At 71.0% G+C, this 18,116-nt stretch carries 18 protein-coding genes and 1 other RNA gene; 15 read left to right on the top strand and 4 right to left on the bottom strand.

Translation table 11 applies throughout. The features are described 5' to 3' along the window. The first annotated feature begins 76 nt into the window (after positions 1-76). Positions 77-967: a methylenetetrahydrofolate reductase [NAD(P)H] gene (metF, locus tag ACYVKX_RS15965; protein WP_460834365.1), complete on the top strand. Its 891-nt coding sequence runs from the start codon at positions 77-79 to the stop codon at positions 965-967. A 79-nt stretch (positions 968-1,046) separates the two neighbouring features. Here metF and ACYVKX_RS15960 read toward each other — a convergent pair whose 3' ends face one another. Next, positions 1,047-1,223 carry a hypothetical protein gene (locus ACYVKX_RS15960; protein ID WP_460834361.1) on the bottom strand — a complete coding sequence of 59 codons (177 nt, stop codon included), beginning with the start codon at positions 1,221-1,223 and terminating at the stop codon, positions 1,047-1,049. Positions 1,224-1,323: 100 nt separating this feature from the next. Between ACYVKX_RS15960 and ACYVKX_RS15955 the strand changes: the two genes are divergently transcribed. Genes ACYVKX_RS15955 through ACYVKX_RS15940 form a run of 4 tightly spaced genes read left to right on the top strand, consistent with a single transcriptional unit; the run spans position 1,324 to position 3,561 of the window. After that, entirely contained in the window at positions 1,324-1,935 is a 612-nt protein-coding gene (locus ACYVKX_RS15955; RefSeq protein ID WP_460834358.1) for a molybdopterin cofactor-binding domain-containing protein, read from the top strand. Then, positions 1,896-2,729 (top strand): IS5 family transposase, encoded by an 834-nt coding sequence (locus ACYVKX_RS15950; protein WP_460834354.1) that lies wholly within the window; start codon positions 1,896-1,898, stop codon positions 2,727-2,729. Before ACYVKX_RS15955 ends, ACYVKX_RS15950 begins: the two co-directional genes overlap by 40 nt. Continuing rightward, the gene (locus ACYVKX_RS15945; RefSeq protein ID WP_460834352.1) at positions 2,648-3,055 is read left to right on the top strand and encodes a molybdopterin cofactor-binding domain-containing protein; all 408 of its coding nucleotides are present in this window, start codon (positions 2,648-2,650) and stop codon (positions 3,053-3,055) included. The genes ACYVKX_RS15950 and ACYVKX_RS15945 overlap by 82 nt, the downstream gene beginning before the upstream one ends. Before the next feature lie 53 nt (positions 3,056-3,108). After that, positions 3,109-3,561 (top strand): hypothetical protein, encoded by a 453-nt coding sequence (locus tag ACYVKX_RS15940; protein ID WP_460834349.1) that lies wholly within the window; start codon positions 3,109-3,111, stop codon positions 3,559-3,561. Between the two features lie 608 nt (positions 3,562-4,169). On the opposite strand, the gene ACYVKX_RS15935 is transcribed toward ACYVKX_RS15940, so the two are convergent. Together ACYVKX_RS15935 and rnpB are read right to left on the bottom strand one after the other, a co-directional pair. After that, positions 4,170-4,454 carry a type II toxin-antitoxin system ParD family antitoxin gene (locus ACYVKX_RS15935; protein ID WP_460834347.1) on the bottom strand — a complete coding sequence of 95 codons (285 nt, stop codon included), beginning with the start codon at positions 4,452-4,454 and terminating at the stop codon, positions 4,170-4,172. A gap of 251 nt (positions 4,455-4,705) precedes the next feature. Further along, positions 4,706-5,102, bottom strand: an RNA gene (gene rnpB / locus ACYVKX_RS15930) — RNase P RNA component class A. A gap of 53 nt (positions 5,103-5,155) precedes the next feature. Here rnpB and hisI point away from each other — a divergent pair. The 3 genes from hisI (at position 5,156) to ACYVKX_RS15915 (ending at position 6,283) form a co-directional block, all read left to right on the top strand. Then, positions 5,156-5,503: a phosphoribosyl-AMP cyclohydrolase gene (gene hisI / locus ACYVKX_RS15925; protein ID WP_460834344.1), complete on the top strand. Its 348-nt coding sequence runs from the start codon at positions 5,156-5,158 to the stop codon at positions 5,501-5,503. Between the two features lie 137 nt (positions 5,504-5,640). Next, entirely contained in the window at positions 5,641-5,841 is a 201-nt protein-coding gene (locus ACYVKX_RS15920; protein ID WP_460834342.1) for an HGxxPAAW family protein, read from the top strand. 4 nt (positions 5,842-5,845) lie between these two features. After that, positions 5,846-6,283 (top strand): DUF2752 domain-containing protein, encoded by a 438-nt coding sequence (locus ACYVKX_RS15915; protein WP_460834340.1) that lies wholly within the window; start codon positions 5,846-5,848, stop codon positions 6,281-6,283. A gap of 9 nt (positions 6,284-6,292) precedes the next feature. On the opposite strand, the gene ACYVKX_RS15910 is transcribed toward ACYVKX_RS15915, so the two are convergent. After that, on the bottom strand, positions 6,293-6,619 hold the full coding sequence (locus tag ACYVKX_RS15910) for a DUF4190 domain-containing protein (protein WP_460834338.1): 327 nt from the start codon (positions 6,617-6,619) through the stop codon (positions 6,293-6,295). A gap of 110 nt (positions 6,620-6,729) precedes the next feature. Between ACYVKX_RS15910 and trpC the strand changes: the two genes are divergently transcribed. From trpC to pyk, 7 genes are all read left to right on the top strand, one after another. Next, positions 6,730-7,521 (top strand): indole-3-glycerol phosphate synthase TrpC, encoded by a 792-nt coding sequence (gene trpC, locus ACYVKX_RS15905; protein WP_460834371.1) that lies wholly within the window; start codon positions 6,730-6,732, stop codon positions 7,519-7,521. Then, a complete protein-coding gene (trpB, locus tag ACYVKX_RS15900; protein WP_460834336.1) occupies positions 7,518-8,744 on the top strand; it encodes a tryptophan synthase subunit beta in 1,227 nt (408 codons plus the stop codon). The genes trpC and trpB overlap by 4 nt, the downstream gene beginning before the upstream one ends. Beyond that, entirely contained in the window at positions 8,741-9,541 is an 801-nt protein-coding gene (gene trpA / locus ACYVKX_RS15895; RefSeq protein WP_460834334.1) for a tryptophan synthase subunit alpha, read from the top strand. The genes trpB and trpA overlap by 4 nt, the downstream gene beginning before the upstream one ends. An 8-nt stretch (positions 9,542-9,549) precedes the next feature. Beyond that, entirely contained in the window at positions 9,550-10,434 is an 885-nt protein-coding gene (lgt, locus tag ACYVKX_RS15890; protein ID WP_460834332.1) for a prolipoprotein diacylglyceryl transferase, read from the top strand. A gap of 137 nt (positions 10,435-10,571) precedes the next feature. Next, positions 10,572-15,122, top strand: a complete 4,551-nt coding sequence (gene gltB / locus ACYVKX_RS15885; protein WP_460834330.1) for a glutamate synthase large subunit — start codon at positions 10,572-10,574, stop codon at positions 15,120-15,122. Further along, a complete protein-coding gene (locus ACYVKX_RS15880; RefSeq protein WP_460834328.1) occupies positions 15,115-16,581 on the top strand; it encodes a glutamate synthase subunit beta in 1,467 nt (488 codons plus the stop codon). The genes gltB and ACYVKX_RS15880 overlap by 8 nt, the downstream gene beginning before the upstream one ends. 53 nt (positions 16,582-16,634) lie before the next feature. Continuing rightward, complete coding sequence (pyk, locus tag ACYVKX_RS15875) at positions 16,635-18,095, top strand: pyruvate kinase (RefSeq protein WP_460834325.1); 1,461 nt, start codon at positions 16,635-16,637, stop codon at positions 18,093-18,095. Positions 18,096-18,116: the final 21 nt, after the last annotated feature.

Below are 18,116 nucleotides of genomic sequence, written 5' to 3'. Positions count from 1 at the left end.
GCAGCTCGCCCAGGCCAGTCCGCGGAACCTCACCTGCCAATGGTCCGTTGATCAGCGATTCCCTAGACTGTTGCGCATGGCGCACGAGCGGACTCGGAGGATCGGCGACCTGATCCGCGACGGCGAGCGCTCGTTCTCCTTCGAGTTCTTCCCGCCCAAGGACGAGGCGGGCGAGGAGCAGCTCTGGCAGGCGATCCGCGAGCTGGAGCCCTACCGGCCGACGTTCGTCTCCGTGACGTACGGCGCCGGCGGCACCACCCGCGACACCACGGTCCGCGTGACCGGCCGGATCGCGGCCGAGACGCCGCTGACGCCGATGGGCCACCTCACCTGCGTCGGCCACACCCGCGACGAGCTCCGGAGCATCCTGGCGGCGTACGCCGCCGCCGGGGTCCACAACGTCCTCGCGCTGCGCGGCGACCCGCCGGGCGGGCCGGGCACCCCGTGGACCGCGACCGCGGGCGGCCTCAGCTACGCCGACGAGCTGGTCGCGCTGGTGAAGGAGACCGGGGAGTTCAGCGTGGGCGTCGCGGCGTTCCCGGAGGGCCACCGCGAGTGCGCGACGCTCGACGACGACGTGCGGGTCCTGCTGGGCAAGCAGCGGGCCGGCGCGGAGTTCGCGATCACGGAGATGTTCTTCCGCGCGAGCGACTACTTCGGGCTCGTCCGGCGAGCGCGCGCGGCGGGCGTCGAGATCCCGATCGTGCCCGGCATCATGCCGATCCTGAACCTGCGCCAGGTCGCCCGGATGGCCGAGCTGTCCGGCCGTGACGTGCCGACGGAGGTGGTCGCCCGGGTGCAGGTCCACGAGGGCGACCCGGTCGCGCTGCGTGCCGAGGGAATCGCGATCGCCGCCGAGCTGTGCGACGAGCTGCTGGCCGGGGGCGCGCCGGGCCTGCACTTCTACACGCTCAATCGCTCCAAGGCGACGCGTGAGATCTTCGCGGCCCTCAACATGGCGGTGTGACGCGCACCGTCGCGCTCGGCGGGCGTGGCGCCGCGATCCCCGGCCGACCCGGCCATAGGACCGGGATCCGCGAGCTCGGTCAAGCCTTCGCGGGGCGGTCCTCGCCGCCCAAGAGGCGGACGAGGACCACGGTCATCACCTGGAGTCCGATGGCGACGACGAACGGAGCCGGGAAGCCGAGGACCGAGATCAGCGTCCCCCAGAGCAGCGCACCCAGGCCCGCGGCCAACTGATATCCCATCGAGTAGGTAGCCATCGCGCTGCCGATACGGTCGGGATCTGCCCGATCGTCGCGGCGGCTAGCGCCGCGGTCACCATCGAGCTCGCTGCGCCGACGACCGCCGCACCTACGAGAAATGTCGAGAAGCTGTCGACGGGCATCGAGGCAAGGAGCAGTCCACCGATCGCAACCGCGCACCCGAGCCGAATGGTCCGCTCGCGTCCGATGCGATCGGACATGCCGCCCAAGGCGATGGGAGCGAGCGCGAGCACCAGCCCGAACAGAGGGTAGAAGAGCGCGAGCGAGCTCAACGGGAGCGCGCGGGCGTGTACATAGACCGGCGCAATTCGCCGAGGTGGAGGTCGACGTCGACACCGGGCAGGTCCGCGTCACCCGGCTGGTTGCGGTGCACGACGTGGGCAAGGCGATCAACCCCATGCTCATCGAGGGCCAGATCGAGGGCGGTGCCTATCAGTACGTGTTGAGAAAGGGGTCGGCCGTCGCGAGCGTCGTATCCGGTGCGTGCCTGGCAAGGCGGAGGAGGGAGGCGGGACGGAGTCCCGGCGACCGACGACAACGCGGTCCAGGTGCGTGCCGGGGCGGCACGCAGCAGGCCATGACCCATTCTCAACACGTACTTAGTACGTGTTGGGAAAGCGGTCGGCGCGCCTCCGCTGGTGACCAGGACTTAAGGACCAGCGTGGGGGCATGCGGTCTTCTTCCCCAGCCCGCTACCCCTCGGACCTGACTGATGAGCAGTGGGCTCTGATCGAGCCGATGGTCGCGGTCAAACCGGGCGGTAGGCCAGCCAAGCACCCACGCCGCCGGATCGTGGACGCGATTCTCTACGTCAACCGGACGGGATGCTCGTGGCGGCAGATGCCGCACGACTTCCCACCCTGGGACACCGTGTACTGGTACTTCCAGCGCTGGGCCGAGGACGGCACCACCGACCGGATCCACGACGCACTGCGTGACGCGGTCCGCGATGGAGATGGTCGTGACCCCATGGCCAGCGCGGGGATCGTGGACTCCCAGTCCGTCAAGGGCGCCGACACCGTCGGGGCGGACACTCGCGGCTATGACGCGGGTAAGAAGATCAACGGCCGCAAGCGGCACATCGTGACCGACACCCTCGGCCTGCTCATCGTCGTGCTCGTGACCAGCGCTGCACTGCAAGACCGCGACGGTGGCCGGCTCGTGCTGGAGCGAGCGAAGATCAAGATGCCTTCCATCGTGCTGGCGTGGGCCGATGGCGGCTACGCCGGCAAGCTCCTGGCCTTCGCCCAGCACCATTTTCGTATCGTGGTCGAGATCGTCAAGCGCACCGACAAACGCCCAACCTTCGAGGTCCTCCCACGCCGGTGGGTCATCGAGCGGACCAACTCCTGGCTGATGCGGACCCGGCGCCTGGCCCGTGACTACGAGCGACTGCCCGCCCACTCCGAGGCCATGATCAAGTGGACCATGATCGGACTCATGACTCGACGTCTCGCACCCACTCCGGGCCGACGACCCTGGCAGCCCAGCGCCACCAGATAGGGCCTTTCCCAACACGTACTCAGGGTCTCGGCTACGCGCTCACCGAGGATCTGGTGGTGGACCCCACCAGTGGGGCCACCTTGACCGGGACGTTCATGGACTATCGGATGCCCACAGTCCTCGACGGCCCGAGAGTCGAGACCGTCATCGTCGAGATGCCCGATCCGACCGGTCCCTTCGGCGCCAAGGGGGTGGGCGAGCCGAGTATCATCCTGGCGGCACCAGCCGTGGCGAACGCGATCCTGAACGCCGTCGGCGTGTGCCCGGACGTTCTTCCGATGACGCCGGAGAGGGTCTATGAAGCGATGCGCTCACGAGGAGCCTGATCCCGGACCTGTCGACGTTGCCCATGCACGACGCAAGCAAAGGACGTGTGCAGATGCTGCCTGACGAGCTGGTCGACCTCCTGGCGACCGACGACATCTTCGGTGGAGAATCGACCAGTCAAGCGTTCCCGTTCCTCACCGTCGCGGACTCCGGTCATCCCCACGTGGCCTTGCTCTCGTCGGCGCAGATCGGCGTCTCCGACGACGGATCGGCCATCCTCGTGTCAGTGGCCGGACGCGAGACCTGCGCCAACCTGGACGCCCGCGGGCTCGCGACCGTCGTCGCGGTACGCGGCGTCACGGCCTACTACGCGAAGTGTCAGGTCCTCGCCCGTACAGAGGTCCAAGGGCGCGCCGGATATGCGCTCCAGCCGCTGGACGTCAAGCTCGACCGAGCAGGCGTAGAGCTGGTGCCGTTGGGCTTCCACTTCAAGCCGGAGCTGGCGGACGCCGAGCGCTGGGTCGTCGACGCCGCCGTCCTCGCCGACCTGCGGACCCGGTGCTGACGCTTCGCTGCAACTGGACGTCGCCACCGCCGTGAGATCGTCGTGCATGCCAGCGACGTCGAACGCCAGCAGCAGATGGCGCTCCTCGCAACGCTGGGAGCTTGTCGTCGCCGCCAGCATGTCGAGTTGGCCCCACGCGACCACTGCCTACGGCGCGCAAGGCTCCACGGTGCCCGTTTCCGACGTCCTCAGCTCACCTCGTCGCCGAGTCTGTCGAGGAGGCCCGCAGGCACCCTCGCCGGGCCGCGGGATTGAGCTCTGATCTATTCCCAGTCCATGTCCGGCGTGATGTGAAGCTCAGGCTCCATGACGTCGCCCAAGATCCGGCCGACGACGAGGACGTCATCGTCCCAGCGGCAATACAGCACGTGGCGAGGGCTCTTGACCTTGCCGCCAGTGCTTCGGGTGCCAGCTGACGACGCCGGCGCAGAGCTCTGGACGCTGTCGGAATCCGAAGCCGTCCCTGCGCCGGGCGGCGTGAAGCAGGGCCGCTTCCAGAAGAGCGTCGTACCGCTCCATCGCGGCCTGCCCAAACTGATCCTCGGACCAGTTCAAGATGTCCTTGTAGTCCCGATCGGCTGCCTGGCTGAGGCGATAGTTCAGGGTCATCAAGCGCGCGCGGAACGCTCCGCGGCGCGCTCCTCGCGAAGCTTCGCGAGGTGCGCCTTCAACTCGTCCTCACCGTGGAGGTCGGTGTAGCGACCCTGCTCGATGTCGTCGAAGCCCTTCTGGACCTCGGACTTCAAGGTTGCCAGCTTGGACGCACGCTCCTGCTCAAGGCGGCGCAGCGCAATGTCCACTACCTCGGCAGCATCGCTGACCTCGCCGCTCTGGACGATCGAGGCCACGAACTCCTGCGCGTGCGGGGAGAGCGAAACCTGCTCTGCGGTCATGAGACCACCTCCTTGAGTGCGGTCAGTCTAGTCGACAAACGGGGTGAGGCTGAGGCCACAAGTCGGCCGTCGAGACCTGGAACACCTACGGCCACCTGATGGGCGACGAGGACACTCGCAGCCGGGCGATCGTCGACGAGCTTCTCGGTGGCGATCAGCAGCGGTCATCGATGGCCACCGACTGACGGCGAATGAAAATCGTGGGCACAGTACGACCCCCCCAACCTGCTTTCGCATCAGACAAGGTTTTGCGGACGGGCTGGCCTGTAGGCCGGGTTCTGTACGCCGAAGCGTGGCGACCATCCATCTACGAGCGCCGTTGCCGACGCCCTCCAGCGGTCTACCCGCGCACTCGGGCGGGCCGCCCTCAGTCGTGCGCGCGTCCGGTGCGGGCACCGGACTTCTTGACCTTGCTCCAGGTGGGGTTTGCCGAGCCGGCCGGGTCGCCCCGGTCGCTGGTGGTCTCTTACACCGCCGTTTCACCCTTGCCTCCGCCCCGCCGCAGCGGGAGGGAGGCGGTCTGTTCTCTGTGGCACTGTCCCGCGGGTCGCCCCGGGTGGGTGTTACCCACCACCTTGCCCTGTGGAGCCCGGACCTTCCTCGGCACCTCCTCGTCAAAGGGGGTGACGCGGTCGCCCGGCCAGCCCGTCCGCGCTCAAGGATAGAGCGTCGCCCCGTCGGCCACCCGCGATACTGGAGGCATGACCACGCTCGACCCCGCGATCGCGGACCGGCTCAAGCGCACCGCCGAGGGGCTCGTGCCCGCGGTCGTGCAGCAACACGACACCGGCGAGGTGCTGATGCTGGGGTGGATGGACGACGAGGCGCTGGCGCGGACGATCGCGACCGGCCGGGCGACGTACTGGAGCCGCAGTCGCCAGGAGTACTGGGTCAAGGGCGACACCTCCGGCCACGTGCAGTGGGTCAAGGAGGTCCGGCTCGACTGCGACGGCGACACCCTGCTGGTCAAGGTCGACCAGGTCGGGGCCGCCTGCCACACCGGCGACCGGACCTGCTTCGACGCCGACCTGGTCCCCATCGACGGCTGAGCCCGCGAGGGACCGCCGCCGTACCTCCGGCCTGGAGCCCTGGAGGCCATGGCCGAGGGCCGCGACCCGACGGCGGCCGACCCTCACCAGCCTGAATAGACTGTCCGCGACCCGCACGATCGCGACGAGGAGCCCGCATGTCTGACAACCACGGCAACACCCCCGCAGCCTGGACGGCCGTCACGGTCGCCATGCTCGGCTTCGTGGTGGGCGCTGTCGGGCTGCTCCTCTCGCCGGTCAACATGACGATCTTCTGGATCGGCGTCGCGCTCGGCGTGGCGTCCCTGGTGATCTTCGCGGTGATGGTCAGGCTCGGCTTCCACGAGTCGGGCCACTGAGCCGATGGGCCAGGCGACCGTGGCGTCCACCTCGGTGGCCACGCCCGCCCGCCGCCGGCGGCTGATCGCGCCGCTGGCGACGATCGGCGGGCTCGCCGCCGCGACCGCGGCCCTCTATGCCCGCGACCCGCACGGCAGCGGCACCTGGGGCATCTGCCCGTCCGCCGCGATGGGCGTCTCCTGCCCCGGCTGCGGTGGCCTGCGTGCGGTCAACGACCTGGCGAACGGCGACGTCGGCGCCGCGGCCTCGAGCAACCTGCTCTTCGTCGTGGTGCTGCCGGTCGTACTCGTCGCGCTCGGCCTCTGGCTCGTCGACCGCTGGCGCGGGACCAGGCGCACGGTGCCCCGCGCCTGGCGTCGTCCGCTCGTGGTGACCGCGGTCGTCGTCCTGCTGGCCTTCACGGTGCTGCGCAACCTGCCCGGCAGCTGGCTCGCCCCCTGACCCGACCGGTCAGGAGGTGCTGCCGCTGACGTTCACGACACCGGTGGCCCACAGGATCAGGCCGAGGATGCCGAAGACGACCGCGATGATGCCCAGGATGAAGCCGGCCTGGGCCATGCCTCGGCCGGTCCCTCGGCCGGCGTGGATCTCCTTCTTGGCCATGCTGCCGAGGATGATCGCGGGGATGCCGGTGAAGAACCCGCAGCAGATCAGGCCGAGGATGCCGAGCACGAGGGCCCAGATGGCCTTGCCGTTGGTCTTCTGCGGTGCACCGCCCATCGGCGGCTGCGGTGCGCCGTACTGCGGCGGCGGGGGAGGCGGTTCGGAGTAGCTCACAGCGAGAACCCTTCGTCATGGCCGTCCGTCTGCCGGCCGTTGCGCCGGACACTACCCACCTGAGACGGGTTCACGCAGCGTGAAACACTGAGTCCATGTCAGGGGGTCAGATGTCCGTGCTCGACGAGATCGTGACCGGCGTGCGCGCCGACCTCGCCGAACGGGAGTCCGCGACGCCCCTGGCCGACCTCCGCGCCGCGCTGGCCGACGTCGACCCGCCACGCGACCCGATGCCGCACCTCCGCGCGCCCGGCTCCAGCGTGATCGCCGAGGTGAAGCGCCGCAGCCCGAGCAAGGGCACCCTCGCCGACATCCCCGACCCCGCCGAGCTCGCCCGGAGGTACGCCGCCGGCGGTGCCGCCGCGATCAGCGTGCTCACCGAGCGGCGCCGGTTCGGCGGCAGCCTCGACGACCTGCGCGCGGTCCGTGCCGCGGTCGACGCCCCGATCCTGCGCAAGGACTTCATCGTCGCGACCTACCAGCTCATCGAGGCCCGCGCCGCGGGCGCCGACCTGGCGCTGCTGATCGTCGCCGCGCTCGACGACGACACCCTGCGCCGGCTGTACGACGAGGCCCGCGAGCTCGGCCTGACCGTGCTGGTCGAGGTGCACGACGAGGCCGAGGCCGAGCGGGCGGTCGCGCTCGGCGCGGAGCTGGTCGGCGTGAACGCGCGCAACCTCAAGACGCTCGAGATCCACGACGACACCTTCGGCCGGCTGGCGCCGCTGCTCTGCTCGACGACGGACGACCGGGTCCTGGTCGCCGAGAGCGGCATCTTCGGCCCCGCCGACGTCAAGCGGTTCGTGGGCGAGGGCGCCCGCGCCGTACTCGTCGGCGAGGCGCTGGTGAGGGACGGCGACCCGGAGGCCGCGGTCGCGGCCATGACAGGAGTGATTCCGTGAGCTACGAGGCCGACGAGCGGGGGTGGTTCGGTCCTCCGGCGACGGGCTTCGGCGGCCGGTTCATGCCCGAGGCCCTGGTCGCCGCGCTCGACGGGCTCACGGCGGCCTGGCAGGAGGCGATGGCCGACCCGGCGTTCGTCGCGGAGTTCGAGCAGATCCTGCGCGAGTACGCCGGCGTGCCGAGCCCGCTCTACCACGCGGAGCGCCTGAGCGAGCGCGTCGGCGCCCGGATCCTGCTCAAGCGCGAGGACCTCAACCACACCGGCGCGCACAAGATCCGCAACGTGCTCGGCCAGGCGCTGCTCACCCGGCGGATGGGCAAGACCCGGGTCATCGCCGAGACCGGCGCTGGGCAGCACGGCGTCGCGAGCGCCACCGCGGCGGCGTACTTCGGCCTCGACTGCACCGTCTACATGGGCACGGTCGACACCAAGAGGCAGGCGCTCAACGTCGCCCGGATGAACCTGCTCGGCGCCAAGGTCGTCGCCGTCGACTCCGGCAGCGCGACCCTCAAGGACGCGATCAACGAGGCGCTGCGCGACTGGGTGGCGAGCGTCGACCACACCGCCTACCTCTTCGGCACCGCCGCCGGCCCGCACCCGTTCCCGAGCATGGTCCGCGACTTCTGCCGGGGCATCGGCGACGAGGCGCGCGCACAGTGCCTCGAGCAGTACGGCGGGCTGCCCGACGCGATCGCCGCCTGCGTCGGCGGCGGCTCCAACGCGATCGGCCTGTTCACCGCGTTCCTCGACGACTCGGACGTCGCGATCTACGGCTTCGAGGCGGGCGGCGAGGGCTTCGAGACCGGCCGCCACGCGGCGACCATCCACGCCGGCGACCGCGGTGTGCTGCACGGCGCCCGCACGTTCGTGCTCCAGGACGAGGACGGCCAGACCATCGAGTCGCACTCGATCTCCGCGGGCCTGGACTACCCGGGCGTCGGCCCGCAGCACGCGTACCTCTCGGACGTCGGGCGGGCGACGTACCTCCCGGTCACCGACGCCGAGGCGATGTCCGCGATGGCACTGCTCGCGCGCACCGAGGGGATCATCCCGGCGGTCGAGTCGGCGCACGCGCTGGCCGGCGTGCTGCGGCTCGCCGAGGAGCGGCCGGGCCAGACCCTGCTGGTCAACCTCTCGGGCCGCGGCGACAAGGACATGGAGACCGCGATGAGCTGGTTCGGGCTGGGCGACGCGAACGCCGAGACGGGGGAGCCCGAGTGAGCACGAGCGTGGTCTTCGAGAAGGCGAAGGCGGACGGTCGCGCGGCGCTGGTCGGCTACCTGCCCGCCGGTTTCCCCGACATCGCCGGCTCGATCGAGGCGATCAAGGCGATGGTCGCGGCCGGGTGCGACATCATCGAGGTCGGCCTGCCCTACAGCGACCCGGTCATGGACGGGCCGGTCATCCAGGCCGCGGTCCAGGAGGCCCTCGACGCCGGCTTCCGCCTCGATGACCTGTTCCGGGTGGTGGAGGCGGTCGCGGCGACCGGGGCCCCCACGCTCGTGATGACCAGCTGGAACCCCATCGCGCGCCGCGGCGTCGACCACTTCGCCCAGCAGCTCCACGACGCGGGCGGCGCGGGCCTGATCACCCCCGACGTGACGCCCGATGTCGTGCCCGACTGGATCGAGGCGGCCGACGCCCGTGACCTGGACAAGGTCTTCCTCGTCGCGCCCTCGTCGACCGACGAGCGGATCGCGATGACCACCAGCAGCTGCCGTGGCTTCGTCTACGCCACCGGCATCATGGGCGTCACCGGCACGACGCAGGCGACCGCGGCGGGGGTCGCGCCCCTGATCGGCCGGACCAGGGCCGCCACCGATCTCCCGGTCGGCGTGGGCGTCGGGGTCAGCACCCGCGCGCAGGCCGCGGACCTCTCGGCTCACGTGGACGGCGTGATCGTGGGCACGGCGTTCGTCCGCGCGCTGCGCGAGGGCCTGCCCGCGCTCACCGCGCTCACCGAGGACCTGGCCGGGGGAGTCCGCCGCGCCGTCGCCCACTCCACCCCGCCGAACTGAGGTAGCCGATGCTCACCGCACTGTCGATCCCGAGCCCCTCCGAGGGCGTCTGGTACCTCGGGCCGCTGCCCCTGCGCGGCTACGCGCTCGCGATCATCCTCGGCATCGTCGCCGCGATCTGGATCGGCGAGAAGCGCTGGGTCGCCCGCGGCGGCAAGCCCGGCGAGATCCAGGACCTGGCCATCTGGGCGGTGCCGTTCGGCCTGGTCGGCGGCCGGCTCTACCACGTGATCACCGACAACCAGCTCTACTTCGGCGAGGGCGGCAGCCCGATCGAGGCGCTCTACGTCTGGCGCGGCGGCCTCGGTGTCTGGGGCGCGATCGCGATGGGCGCCCTGGGCATGGTGATCGGCGCCCGGCGCAAGGGCATCAGGCTGCTCCCCGTCCTCGACGCGGTCGCGCCCGGCGTCCTCGTCGCGCAGGCGTTCGGTCGCTGGGGCAACTGGTTCAACCAGGAGCTCTTCGGCCGGCCGACCGACCTCCCCTGGGCGCTCTCGGTGAGCGACAGCACCGCGGTGAACGCCGGCTACCCGCCCGGCACGACCTTCCACCCGACGTTCCTCTACGAGAGCCTGTGGTGCCTGGCGGCGTTCGCGGCGATCATCTGGGCCGACCGCCGCTTCCAGCTCGGCTACGGCCGCGTCGTCGCGCTCTACATCATGGCCTACACCGCAGGTCGCGCCTGGATCGAGATGCTCCGCGTCGACGGCGTCCAGCTCGACGACGTGCTGGGCCTGCGGCTCAACGTGTGGACCTCGATCGCGATGTTCCTGGTGGGCCTGGTGTGGTTCGTGGTCAGCGCGCGCCGTCATCCGGGCCGGGAGCACAGCGTCTACGTCGAGCGGCCGGAGCCCGCCGTCCGCGTGGAGGAGGACGGCGCGTCCCCGGCCTGACCGGGTGGTAGCCTGAACTCTCCGCTAGGGCCAATGTCGTCCCCCGCAACACCGCTCCATCGCATTGCCGATCCGCCGGCGCCGGCCCGACAACGTCGTGGGGCCCTGTCGGCGCAGAGACGACGGGAGAATGCCCGGTGCCGTACTCGCACGCATTCCCGCCGCCCCAAGGGCTGTACGACCCCCGCCACGAGCACGACGCGTGCGGCGTGGCCTTCGTCGCCACCCTGACCGGCGTCGCCAGCCACGACATCGTCAAGCAGGGCATCACCGCCCTGCGCAACCTCGACCACCGCGGCGCCGCGGGCGCCGAGCAGAACACCGGCGACGGCGCCGGCATCCTGCTCCAGGTGCCCGACGGGTTCCTGCGCGCGGTCGTGGACTTCGAGCTCCCGCCGCAGCACGCGTACGCCGTGGGCACGGCGTTCCTCCCCGGCGACGACGAGCAGGTCGCCAAGACCCGCGCCCGGGTCGAGGAGATCGCGGCCGAGGAGGGCCTGACCGTCCTCGGCTGGCGCGAGGTGCCCACCGACCCCGGCGAGCTCGGCGGCATGGCGCTCGGCGTGATGCCGGCGTTCGCCCAGCTCTTCGTCGCGGGCTCCGGCTCGCGGGTGACCGGCATGGCGCTGGAGCGGCTGGCCTTCTGCCTGCGCAAGCGGGTCGAGCACGAGACCGACGCGTACTTCCCGTCGCTCTCGTCGCGGACCCTGGTCTACAAGGGCATGCTGACCACCGACCAGCTCGACCGGTTCTTCCCCGACCTGCTCGACGAGCGGGTGACCTCGGCGCTGGCCGTCGTCCACTCTCGCTTCTCGACCAACACCTTCCCGAGCTGGCCGCTGGCCCACCCGTTCCGGTTCATCGCCCACAACGGCGAGATCAACACCGTGATGGGCAACCGCAACTGGATGCGCGCCCGCGAGGCGCTGCTCGCCTCCGACGTGATCCCGGGCGACCTCGAGCGGCTCTACCCGATCTGCACGCCCGGCGCGTCCGACTCCGCGTCGTTCGACGAGGTGCTCGAGCTGCTGCACATGGGCGGCCGCTCGCTGCCGCACTCGGTGCTGATGATGATCCCCGAGGCGTGGGAGAACCACGGCGAGATGGACGCCAAGCGGCGCGCCTTCTACGAGTTCCACTCCGCGATGATGGAGCCCTGGGACGGCCCCGCCTGCGTGGTGTTCACCGACGGCTCGCAGATCGGCGCGGTCCTCGACCGCAACGGCCTGCGCCCCTCGCGCTACTGGGTCACCGACGACGGCCTGGTCGTCCTCGCCTCCGAGGTCGGCGTCCTCGACCTCGACCCCGCGACCGTGGTCCGCAAGGGCCGGCTCCAGCCGGGCCGGATGTTCCTCGTCGACACCGACGAGCACCGGATCATCGAGGACGAGGAGGTCAAGGCCGAGCTCGCGGCCGAGCACCCGTACGACGAGTGGCTGCACGCCGGCCTGATCCACCTCGACGACGTACCGGACCGCGAGCACATCGTGCACACACACGCCTCGGTCACCCGCCGCCAGCAGGTCTTCGGCTACACCGAGGAGGAGCTCCGCGTCCTGCTCACCCCGATGGCGAACACCGGTGCCGAGCCGATCGGCTCGATGGGCACCGACACCCCCATCGCGGCGCTCAGCGACAAGCCGCGGCTGCTGTTCGACTACTTCAGCCAGCTCTTCGCGCAGGTCACCAACCCGCCGCTGGACGCCATCCGCGAGGAGCTCGTCACCTCGCTGGCCGGCACCATCGGCCCGGAGGCCAACCTGCTCCAGCCGACGCCGGCGTCCTGCCGGATGGTCGTGCTGCCGTTCCCGGTCATCTCCAACGACGACCTGGCCAAGGTCCGGCACATCAACCGCGACGGGGACATGCCGGGCTTCATCACGCACGTCTCGCGGGGCCTCTACCCGGTCGAGGGCGGGGGCGCGGCGATGGCGCGGCGGATCGACGAGATCTGCGCGGAGGTGTCCGCGGCGATCGCCGAGGGCGCCCGCGTCATCGTGCTCTCCGACCGGCACTGCACCGCCGAGCTCGCGCCGATCCCGTCGCTGCTGCTCACCGGCGCCGTGCACCACCACCTGGTCCGCGAGAAGACCCGCACCCAGGTCGGCCTGCTCGTCGAGGCCGGCGACGTCCGCGAGGTCCACCACGTCGCCACGCTCGTCGGGTACGGCGCCGCCGCGGTCAACCCCTACCTCGCGATGGAGTCCGTCGAGGACCTCGCGCGCGAGGGCTACTACGTCAAGGTCGACGGCGAGAAGGCGGTCGCCAACCTGGTCAAGGCGCTCGGCAAGGGCGTGCTCAAGGTGATGTCGAAGATGGGCGTCTCGACGGTCGCGTCGTACACCGGTGCCCAGATCTTCGAGGCGGTCGGCCTCTCGCAGGTGGTCGTCGACAAGTACTTCACCGGCACCACCTCCAAGCTCGGCGGCATCGAGCTCGACGTGATCGCGGAGGAGGTCGCACGCCGGCACGCCACGGCGTACCCGCGCGGCGGCATCTCGCCGGCACACCGCGAGCTCGAGGTCGGCGGCGAGTACCAGTGGCGCCGTGAGGGCGAGCCGCACCTGTTCGACCCCGAGACCGTGTTCCGGCTGCAGCACGCCACGCGCAGCGGCCGCTACGACGTCTTCAAGCAGTACACCGCGCGGGTCGACGAGCAGTCGCAGCGGCTGATGACGCTGCGCGGGCTCTTCCGGCTCAAGAGCGCCGAGGAGGCCGGCCGGCCGCCGATCTCGGTCGACGAGGTCGAGCCGGTCTCGGAGATCGTCAAGCGGTTCTCCACGGGCGCGATGTCCTACGGCTCGATCTCGATGGAGGCGCACGAGACGCTCGCGATCGCGATGAACCGGCTGGGCGGCAAGTCCAACACCGGCGAGGGCGGCGAGGACCCGGAGCGGCTCTACGACCCGGAGCGGCGCAGCTCGATCAAGCAGGTCGCGTCCGGCCGGTTCGGCGTGACGGCGGAGTACCTCACCAACTCCGACGACATCCAGATCAAGATGGCACAGGGCGCGAAGCCCGGCGAGGGCGGCCAGCTGCCCGGCAACAAGGTCTACCCCTGGGTGGCCCGGACCCGGCACTCGACGCCGGGCGTGGGCCTGATCAGCCCGCCGCCGCACCACGACATCTACTCGATCGAGGACCTGGCGCAGCTGATCCACGACCTCAAGAACGCCAACCCGCGGGCCCGCATCCACGTGAAGCTGGTCTCCGAGGTCGGCGTCGGCACGGTCGCGGCCGGCGTCTCCAAGGCGCACGCCGACGTGGTGCTCATCTCCGGCCACGACGGCGGCACCGGCGCGGCGCCGCTGACCTCGCTCAAGCACGCCGGCGGCCCCTGGGAGCTCGGCCTCGCCGAGACCCAGCAGACGCTGCTGCTCAACGGCCTGCGCGACCGGATCGTCGTGCAGACCGACGGCCAGCTCAAGACCGGCCGCGACGTCGTCGTCGCCGCGCTGCTCGGCGCGGAGGAGTACGGCTTCGCCTCGGCCCCGCTGGTGGTCTCCGGCTGCATCATGATGCGGGTCTGTCACCTCGACACCTGCCCCGTGGGCGTCGCGACGCAGAACCCGGTGCTGCGCGAGCGCTACTCCGGCAAGGCCGAGTACGTCGTCAACTTCTTCGAGTACGTCGCCGAGGAGGTCCGCGAGCTGCTCGCCGGGCTCGGCTTCCGCTCGCTCGACGAGGCGATCGGCCAGGTCGCCAGCCTCGACGCCACGCGGGCGGTCGACCACTGGAAGGCCGCCGGCCTCGACCTGGCGCCGATCCTGCACCAGCCCGACCGCGATGCCTTCCCGGAGCAGGACCTCCACTGCACCAAGCAGCAGGAGCACGGCCTGGCGAGGGCATTGGACGTCACCGAGCTGGTCCCGCTCGCGAAGGACGCGCTCGAGCGCGGCGAGCCGGTCCGCGCGCAGGTGCGGATCCGCAACGTCAACCGCACCGTCGGCACGATCCTGGGCCACGAGGTCACCAAGAGGTACGGCGGCGAGGGGCTGCCCGAGGGCACCATCGACCTGACCTTCACCGGGTCGGCGGGCCAGTCGTTCGGCGCGTTCGTGCCGAGGGGCATGACGCTGCGGCTCGAGGGCGACGCGAACGACTACCTCGGCAAGGGGCTCTCCGGAGGCCGGATCGTGGTGCGGCCCGACCGCGCGGCGACGTTCGAGGCGAGCGAGCAGATCATCGCCGGCAACGTGATCGCCTACGGCGCGACGTCGGGCGAGATCTTCATCCGCGGCGGCGTGGGCGAGCGGTTCTGCGTCCGCAACTCCGGCGTCCGGGCCGTGACCGAGGGCGTGGGCGACCACGGCTGCGAGTACATGACCGGCGGCCGCGTCGCCGTACTCGGCAGGACCGGCCGCAACTTCGCCGCGGGCATGTCCGGCGGCGTCGCCTGGGTGCTCGACCTCGAGGAGCAGCGGGTCAACCCCGAGCTGGTCGAGCTCGGCCCCGTCACCGGCGACGCGGCCGCGGAGCTCGAGCAGCTGGTCCGGGGGCACCTCGAGGAGACCGGCTCCACGGTCGCCGAGGCGCTGCTCGCCGACTGGGAGACCTCGCTGACGAGGTTCACCGAGATCATGCCCACCGACTACCGCAAGTCCCTCGAGGCGAAGGCCAAGGCGGAGGCCGACGGCCTCGACGAGAACGCGACCGCCCACGCGATGATGGAGGCACTCCATGGCTGACCCGCGCGGATTCCTCAAGCACGGCCGGGAGGTCGCCGAGCGGCGCCCGGTGGACGAGCGAGTGAAGGACTGGAACGAGGTCTACCCGGGCAGCGCCGGCCGCGCGCTGCTCCCGATCATCGGCACCCAGGCGGGCCGCTGCATGGACTGCGGCATCCCGTTCTGCCACCAGGGCTGCCCGCTCGGGAACCTCATCCCGGAGTGGAACGACTTGGTCTGGCGCGACGACTGGGAGGGCGCGATCGAGCGCCTGCACGCGACCAACAACTTCCCGGAGTTCACCGGCCGGCTCTGCCCGGCGCCCTGCGAGACCGCCTGCGTGCTGGGCATCAACCAGGATCCGGTGACGATCAAGAACGTCGAGGTCGCGATCATCGACCGGGCGTGGGAGTCCGGCCTGGTCCGGCCCCAGCCGCCCGAGTGGCTCTCGGGCCGCACCGTCGCGGTGATCGGCTCCGGCCCCGCCGGTCTGGCCGCCGCGCAGCAGCTCACCCGCGCCGGCCACACGGTCGCGGTCTACGAGCGCGCCGACAAGATCGGCGGCCTGCTCCGCTACGGCATCCCCGAGTTCAAGATGGAGAAGCAGTACCTCGACAAGCGCCTGGAGCAGATGCGAAGGGAGGGCACGGTCTTCCGCGCCGGCGTCGACGTCGGCGGCGAGCTCACCGGCGACCGGCTCAGGGAGCGGTACGACGCCGTCGTGCTCGCGATCGGCGCGACCGCCGCCCGTGACCTGCCGGCCACCGGCCGGGAGATCGGCGGGATCCACCAGGCGATGGAGTTCCTCCCGCAGGCCAACCGGGTCGCGCTCGGCGAGGAGGTCGAAGGCCAGATCACTGCCACCGGCAAGAACGTCGTCATCATCGGCGGCGGCGACACCGGTGCGGACTGCCTCGGCACGTCCACCCGGCAGGGTGCCGCGTCGATCACGCAGCTGGAGATCATGCCCGAGCCGCCCGAGGGGCGGCCCGCGGGCCAGCCGTGGCCGACATACCCGATGATCTTCCGGGTCTCCTCGGCGCACGAGGAGGCCGGCGACCGGGTCTACGCCGTCTCGACCAAGGAGTTCCTCGCCGACGAGCAGGGCAACGTCCGCGCGCTGCGGCTCGTCGACGTGGCCTTCGAGGACGGCAGGTTCACCGAGGTCGAGGGCACCGAGCGCGAGATCGCGGCGGAGCTGGTGCTGCTCGCGATGGGCTTCACCGGCCCGGAGACCGACGGCCTGGTCGAGCAGCTCGGCGTCGACCTCGACGAGCGCGGCAACGTCGCGCGGGACGCGTCCTACCTGTCCTCGGTCGACGGGGTCTTCGTGGCCGGCGACGCCGGCCGCGGCCAGTCGCTGATCGTGTGGGCGATCGCCGAGGGCCGGGCCGCCGCCGCCGCGGTGGACCGCTACCTCACCGGGTCGACCACGCTGCCGGCGCCGATCCCGCCCACGGAGCGCCCCCTGGTTGTCTGAACCGGCGGGAGGCTGATCATTTGAACGATCAAAGTCGCGGTAGGCTGAGGCACGTGCGTAGAGCCAAGATCGTCTGCACCCTCGGCCCGGCCACCGCCTCCGCGCGGCGGATCCGCGAGCTCGTGTACGCCGGGATGGACGTCGCCCGGCTGAACATGAGCCACGGCAGCCACGAGGACCACGCCGAGGCATACCGCCTCGTGCGCGAGGCCTCCGACGCCAGCGGCCACGGGGTCGGCATCTTCGCCGACCTCCAGGGGCCCAAGATCCGCCTCGAGACGTTCGCCGACGGCTCGGTGGTCCTGCGCCGCGGCCAGGAGTGGACCATCACCACCCGCGACGTGCCGGGCGACGACACGATCTGCGGTACGACGTACCCGGGACTCCCCGGCGACGTGCAGCCCGGCGACCCGCTGCTCATCGACGACGGCAAGGTCCGACTGCGGGTGACGGCGGTCGACGAGACCGACGTCGTCACCGAGGTGCTCGTCGGCGGCAGGGTCAGCGACCACAAGGGCATCAACCTGCCCGGCGTCGCGGTCTCGGTGCCGGCGCTGTCGGAGAAGGACGAGCGCGACCTGCGCTTCGCGCTCGGGCTCACCGTCGACTTCATCGCGCTGAGCTTCGTGCGCGACGCCGCGGACGTCGACGACGTGCGGCGGGTCATGGACGAGATGGGCGTGCGTGTGCCCGTCATCGCCAAGATCGAGAAGCCGCAGGCGATCGACAACCTCGACGACATCATCGCGGCCTTCGACGGCTTCATGGTCGCGCGCGGCGACCTCGGCGTGGAGTGCCCGCTCGAGGACGTGCCGTTCCTGCAGAAGCGGATCGTCGAGAAGGCCCGCCTCAACGCCAAGCCGGTCATCGTCGCGACCCAGATGCTCGAGTCGATGATCAGCAACCCGGCTCCGACGCGGGCCGAGGCGTCCGACGTCGCCAACGCCGTGCTCGACGGCGCGGACGCGGTGATGCTCTCCGGCGAGACCAGCGTGGGGGAGTACCCCGTGCACACCGTCGAGACGATGGCCCGGATCATCGCCGCCACCGAGCAGCACGCGCTCTCGGAGGGGGCCCGCACGATCGCCGAGATCGACTGGGACCCGCACACCCGCGGCGGCGTGATCGCCAAGGCGGCGGCCGAGGTCGCCGAGCGCGTCGGCGCCGCGTACGTCGTCGCGTTCACCCAGTCCGGCGACTCGGCCAAGCGGATGTCCCGCCTCCGCGGCCCGATCCCGGTCCTGGCCTTCACCCCGCTCGCCCAGGTGCGCTCGCAGCTGGCGCTGACGTGGGGCGTCGAGACCTTCAAGACCCAGCCGGTGGAGCACACCGACGAGATGGTCCGCCAGGTCGACGAGCAGCTGCTCCAGATCGGCCGGGTCAAGGAGGGCGACCTGGTCGTGATCATCGCCGGCTCGCCCCCGGGCATCCCCGGCTCCACCAACGCGCTGCGCATCCACCGGATGGGCGACGCGATCAACGAGGTGGCGCCGGCGTACCGCCGGTCGAGCTGAGCGTTTCGAGTCAGGGCGAGA

It is taken from the genome of Nocardioides hungaricus, assembly GCF_054782915.1.
Note: the sequence above shows the minus strand (reverse complement) of the source record. Positions and strands in the feature narration are given on the sequence as shown.

What these genes read in the sequence shown, in the direction of transcription:
- hisI (WP_460834344.1), top strand. Translation starts at nt 5,156, where the DNA reads ATGACCACGCTCGACCCCGCGATCGCGGACCGGCTCAAGCGCACCGCC.
- ACYVKX_RS15940 (WP_460834349.1), top strand. Translation starts at nt 3,109, where the DNA reads ATGCTGCCTGACGAGCTGGTCGACCTCCTGGCGACCGACGACATCTTC.
- ACYVKX_RS15920 (WP_460834342.1), top strand. Translation starts at nt 5,641, where the DNA reads ATGTCTGACAACCACGGCAACACCCCCGCAGCCTGGACGGCCGTCACG.
- ACYVKX_RS15960 (WP_460834361.1), bottom strand. Translation starts at nt 1,223, where the DNA reads ATGGCTACCTACTCGATGGGATATCAGTTGGCCGCGGGCCTGGGTGCG.
- metF (WP_460834365.1), top strand. Translation starts at nt 77, where the DNA reads ATGGCGCACGAGCGGACTCGGAGGATCGGCGACCTGATCCGCGACGGC.
- trpC (WP_460834371.1), top strand. Translation starts at nt 6,730, where the DNA reads ATGTCCGTGCTCGACGAGATCGTGACCGGCGTGCGCGCCGACCTCGCC.
- ACYVKX_RS15915 (WP_460834340.1), top strand. Translation starts at nt 5,846, where the DNA reads ATGGGCCAGGCGACCGTGGCGTCCACCTCGGTGGCCACGCCCGCCCGC.
- ACYVKX_RS15955 (WP_460834358.1), top strand. Translation starts at nt 1,324, where the DNA reads ATGTCGAGAAGCTGTCGACGGGCATCGAGGCAAGGAGCAGTCCACCGA.
- ACYVKX_RS15880 (WP_460834328.1), top strand. Translation starts at nt 15,115, where the DNA reads ATGGCTGACCCGCGCGGATTCCTCAAGCACGGCCGGGAGGTCGCCGAG.
- ACYVKX_RS15950 (WP_460834354.1), top strand. Translation starts at nt 1,896, where the DNA reads ATGCGGTCTTCTTCCCCAGCCCGCTACCCCTCGGACCTGACTGATGAG.
- ACYVKX_RS15935 (WP_460834347.1), bottom strand. Translation starts at nt 4,454, where the DNA reads ATGACCGCAGAGCAGGTTTCGCTCTCCCCGCACGCGCAGGAGTTCGTG.
- lgt (WP_460834332.1), top strand. Translation starts at nt 9,550, where the DNA reads ATGCTCACCGCACTGTCGATCCCGAGCCCCTCCGAGGGCGTCTGGTAC.